This window comes from Methanobrevibacter filiformis, from assembly GCF_001639265.1.
In the GTDB taxonomy this organism is placed as follows: Archaea; Methanobacteriota; Methanobacteria; order Methanobacteriales; family Methanobacteriaceae; genus Methanacia; species Methanacia filiformis.
This window is the reverse complement of record NZ_LWMT01000083.1, coordinates 1-3,947: the sequence shown is the minus strand read 5'-3', so window position 1 is coordinate 3,947 and position 3,947 is coordinate 1. Positions and strand designations below refer to the sequence as shown.

The window sequence follows — 3,947 nt, the reverse complement described above, 5'->3', positions numbered from 1 at the left end:
AATAGATATTCAATGAAAAACATAGACAACAAATAAAAAAAACTACAAAAAATAATTTACAATCTAACCACAACTAAGAAAATTCACTGTCATCCATCAACTGAAAAATTAATTATTGCACAGCCAATTACTACTAAAAAAATAGCTATTTAAAAATTCTATATTAAAGTCACTAAGTTAAAAAATAGTTTAGTTAATATAATAACTATAACTCATAGTAAATATTAATATAAGATTAATTTTAATGTAGATACTAAAATAAAGATTAAATTTTAGAAAATACCAATGAAAACTCCATTAAAATATATACAATATTGTCAAATAGAAAAAATTTTGTCAAATAATAAAATATTAATATCTAAATCATGAATAAAATGATCACATTGAATATTATTTTAATAGCTGTTATAACATTCGTTTTTGTATAAACAAAAATATACAATAGAAAATAATGAAAAACGATTATAATTAAATTACAAAGGATAAAATGCAGCAAATATATAAAAAAGAGTTAAAAATAGCTAAAATAAAATATTAAAGCCTAAAATTGATACAAAACAATAAAGATGATTAAATAAAATATTAAAATAATATAATAATTATTTTAATCTTAAACCAGTAATTTTTTTGTTTTGCCAGTTATACCTTCTTATTCTTTTGGATTTACCAAAACCACAAGATGCACAAGCTTTTTTACGAAGATGGTAAGTATTTCTTCCACATCGTCTACATCTAATATGGGTTTTTTTATTCTTCTTACCCATTGATGGTGTTCCCTTCATTAACAACCCTCCCTTAATTTTCTAAATAATTGTATTTTAAAGCATAAATATAAATTAAATATTACTATATCCAATATAATCAAGAAAAAGTACTGTAAACAGTACATGAACCTCTATTGATTAAAACAAGTAAAAAAATATAATATTTAATAAAAAACAACTAATTTTATATAAGTATTATATTTATAAATATTATTAGTTATTAATATTTAAAAGTTTCTAAAATCATGAATTGATTTATGAAGCATTATTAAAACTAATAGCTATTTAACCAGAAAGTAATTAAAAAGTAATCAAATTGATCAATAGTTAAATAATTAGTTAATAAATTATTTAGGGAGAAATATAAACTATATTATCTCCACGAATGAGAACAGTACCTAATCTACGTACAGTTTCTCCATTATCTAATTCCTCAGCATCATTAAGAACTAGATTTAAATGTAAATCAAAACTTTTTAATATTCCTCTGAATTCCCTCTCACCTTTGAGTTTTATCAAAACTGGAGAATTTATTGCTTTACCTAATGCATCTAGAGGTCTTTGAACATGTCCTTGGGCATTCACATTATCACCTGATATTAAATTCTAAATTAAACTTTTTAAGCTAATGTATTGTTGTATCAAACTTATTCTTTGTTGGTCTATTATTAATAAATATATTAAATATAAACCATCTTAATTAGAGCATGTATTTAAAAATTTTTTGAAAAGTATGATTAACTTATATAAATATTAATATATATAGATATCTATTAAACTCTATTTATATTTCTATAATCAAACTCATATATAATATTTTTGTTGAAACTTTAAAAAATATAAAAAATTAAGAAACTTATAAGTAATAAGTAACTTTTAAGAGACATAACTAAATAAATCAAGGAAAAATATGAAAAAATATAGAAAAATTGATAAAGTATGAATAAGCAATAAATATTATAACATAATATTGATATCTTGTTGAAGAAATATTGGTGATAATTTGAAGGTTAAAAACAGATATTATCTTAAAAAAAAGAAATTAAAAGAAATTAAAAAAGATTTAAAAGAATATTCTTCAATTTTACCAGAAAAAGCGAAAGTAGAGTATATAGATGTAGATCCATACCCATTTATATTAATAGATGGAAAACCAAACATAATCCTGATTAATGATAAGCCATACCCTACATTAAAAGCTGTATTATCTAAAGACATAAATATGAAACAAGTCGTTGTGGATATGGGAGCAGTTAAATTCATGGTAAATGGTGCAGATGTCATGAGCCCAGGAATTGTAGACACTTCCGATGATATTAAAGAAGGAGATACCGTGCTTATTGTAGATGAAACCCATAAAAAACCATTAGCTATTGGAATTAGCCTAATATCTGGTGAAAATATGGTTGAAAATACAAGTGGGAAGGCTGTGAACACAATACATTTTATTGGTGACGATATTTGGAATATGTCAGTGTAAACTTACTGTTTATCTAAACTAATCATTAAAGAATTAAAAACAATATTAAACAATAGTTAATGGAGCTAATGGGGAAATGCTATGGTAGAATTAAGATACAATGCAGGGAACATTAAAAACCCTAATGTGCATAAAATCGGAGTAATAGCTTTAGGGTCTCATTTAGAAAATCATGGTCCTGCATTACCTATTGATACAGATGCTAAAATAGCCTCCTACATAGCTTTGGAATCATCACTACACTCTGGAGCTAAATTTTTAGGAGTACTCTATCCTGCACATGAAATTAAAGAAATAAACCATGGTATTCATAATTCACTTAAAGAATTAAAAGAAGAAATAATTAAAACACTGAAATCAGCTAAAAAATTCTTAAAGATTGAAAAAGCTATTATTGTAAATGCACATGGAGGAAATTTACCATTATTCCAATGTATTGAAGAAATTGAAATTGAAACTAAACTAATTATTATTATAAATAACAAAATAGTTGAATCTGAAGGTCCCCATGGAGGTTCAGGAGAATTATCAATGGGAAAAATTTTAGGAATCCTTAATGAAAATGAAGTGAAAAATCAGCTGGATTTAAATAAATATGGAGAAGTAGGTCTTTGGAAATTTAGTGAAGCACGAGCAAATGATGAAAATATTGAAAAGGGAGCGAAGGAAATAGAAACAGAAGGAGTGTCTGTGGATGAAGAATATGGAAAACAGCTATTTAACTTAGGAATAAACTCTGTTCTATTAGATATAGAAAAATTATTAGATTTTTAGGTTTAAACCCATATATTGAATTAATAAATTAAGTAATACTAATAATAACAAGTTAAAAATTAATATTATTTTAATGGAATCTTATTTAAAGGAACATTATTTATATCAATCTGTTTCCTCACTTCCAGTATCAGTTTGTCCAGTTTTTCCATTGTTAGATTCATCAGAACTCCCCCCAGTGGGATTATTACCACTACTACTAGATGTTGTATTTTTAGTAGGGCTCTTAATAACCTTTTCATTAGTATTTTTGGATTGGTTTACTTTTTTGGTGTTTATAGTATTTGAAGTATTTTTAGTTGAAGCATTTTTTTCTTGACCAATATTACTTAAATTGATATTTATACCATCATTATTATTGCCTAAATCACCAGTAATATTGCTGAAATTAAACAGGTTATCAACAGGTATACTATCTCCTGTGAAGAATGCTGCACAGCTACTTAATCCAAAAGCAATAATAGCAACTGCAAATATAACAACGAATTGACCTAATTTTTCTTGATTCAAAATGTCACCTCCTATAAACAGAAAATTCTTAATCAACTAAAGATTCATTTAATATTTAATAATTTAATTAATATTAATATGTATCCATGATTATATTAAATAATAATAATATTAATCAAATAGTTAATAATAATATATAAAGCTATTAATTATATAAATCTTTGTAAAGAATATTATTTAAAAGTAGCTATCAAACAATTAAGGTACATAAGAAGAATATAATAAAAATTTGGAGTATTTAAAAAAATATCTGCATTAATATGTATGAGGATTCGCATTTAATGTTTCTTTATTTGTTCTATTTTATTGATTTTTTCTTTATTTTTTGTGTTTTTATGTGAGTTTTTTTTAATATTTTGTTGGTTTTGTTGAATTGTTTTTAGTTGTTCTTATTGTTTTTGGTTTGTTTAATTTTATGT

At 24.0% G+C, this 3,947-nt stretch carries 5 protein-coding genes; 2 read left to right on the top strand and 3 right to left on the bottom strand.

The annotated features are described in order from the left end of the window. Positions 1-599: 599 nt before the first annotated feature. Both MBFIL_RS02950 and MBFIL_RS02945 read right to left on the bottom strand, forming a co-directional pair. The gene (locus tag MBFIL_RS02950) at positions 600-782 is read right to left on the bottom strand and encodes a 50S ribosomal protein L37e (protein WP_066971336.1); all 183 of its coding nucleotides are present in this window, start codon (positions 780-782) and stop codon (positions 600-602) included. 333 nt (positions 783-1,115) lie between these two features. Further along, positions 1,116-1,349, bottom strand: coding sequence for an LSm family protein (locus MBFIL_RS02945; RefSeq protein WP_066971335.1), 234 nt, complete (start codon positions 1,347-1,349; stop codon positions 1,116-1,118). A gap of 418 nt (positions 1,350-1,767) precedes the next feature. Here MBFIL_RS02945 and MBFIL_RS02940 point away from each other — a divergent pair, with 418 nt between their 5' ends. Together MBFIL_RS02940 and arfB are read left to right on the top strand one after the other, a co-directional pair. Continuing rightward, positions 1,768-2,244, top strand: coding sequence for a DUF1947 domain-containing protein (locus tag MBFIL_RS02940; protein WP_066971333.1), 477 nt, complete (start codon positions 1,768-1,770; stop codon positions 2,242-2,244). An 81-nt stretch (positions 2,245-2,325) separates the two neighbouring features. Next, the gene (gene arfB, locus MBFIL_RS02935) at positions 2,326-3,018 is read left to right on the top strand and encodes a 2-amino-5-formylamino-6-ribosylaminopyrimidin-4(3H)-one 5'-monophosphate deformylase (protein ID WP_066971331.1); all 693 of its coding nucleotides are present in this window, start codon (positions 2,326-2,328) and stop codon (positions 3,016-3,018) included. A gap of 105 nt (positions 3,019-3,123) precedes the next feature. On the opposite strand, the gene MBFIL_RS02930 is transcribed toward arfB, so the two are convergent. Then, positions 3,124-3,528 carry a hypothetical protein gene (locus tag MBFIL_RS02930; protein ID WP_066971329.1) on the bottom strand — a complete coding sequence of 135 codons (405 nt, stop codon included), beginning with the start codon at positions 3,526-3,528 and terminating at the stop codon, positions 3,124-3,126. Positions 3,529-3,947: the final 419 nt, after the last annotated feature.

Bases quoted from the DNA above. Each gene is read 5' to 3' on its own strand.
- MBFIL_RS02950 (WP_066971336.1), bottom strand. From the start codon at position 782: ATGAAGGGAACACCATCAATGGGTAAGAAGAATAAAAAAACCCATATT.
- arfB (WP_066971331.1), top strand. From the start codon at position 2,326: ATGGTAGAATTAAGATACAATGCAGGGAACATTAAAAACCCTAATGTG.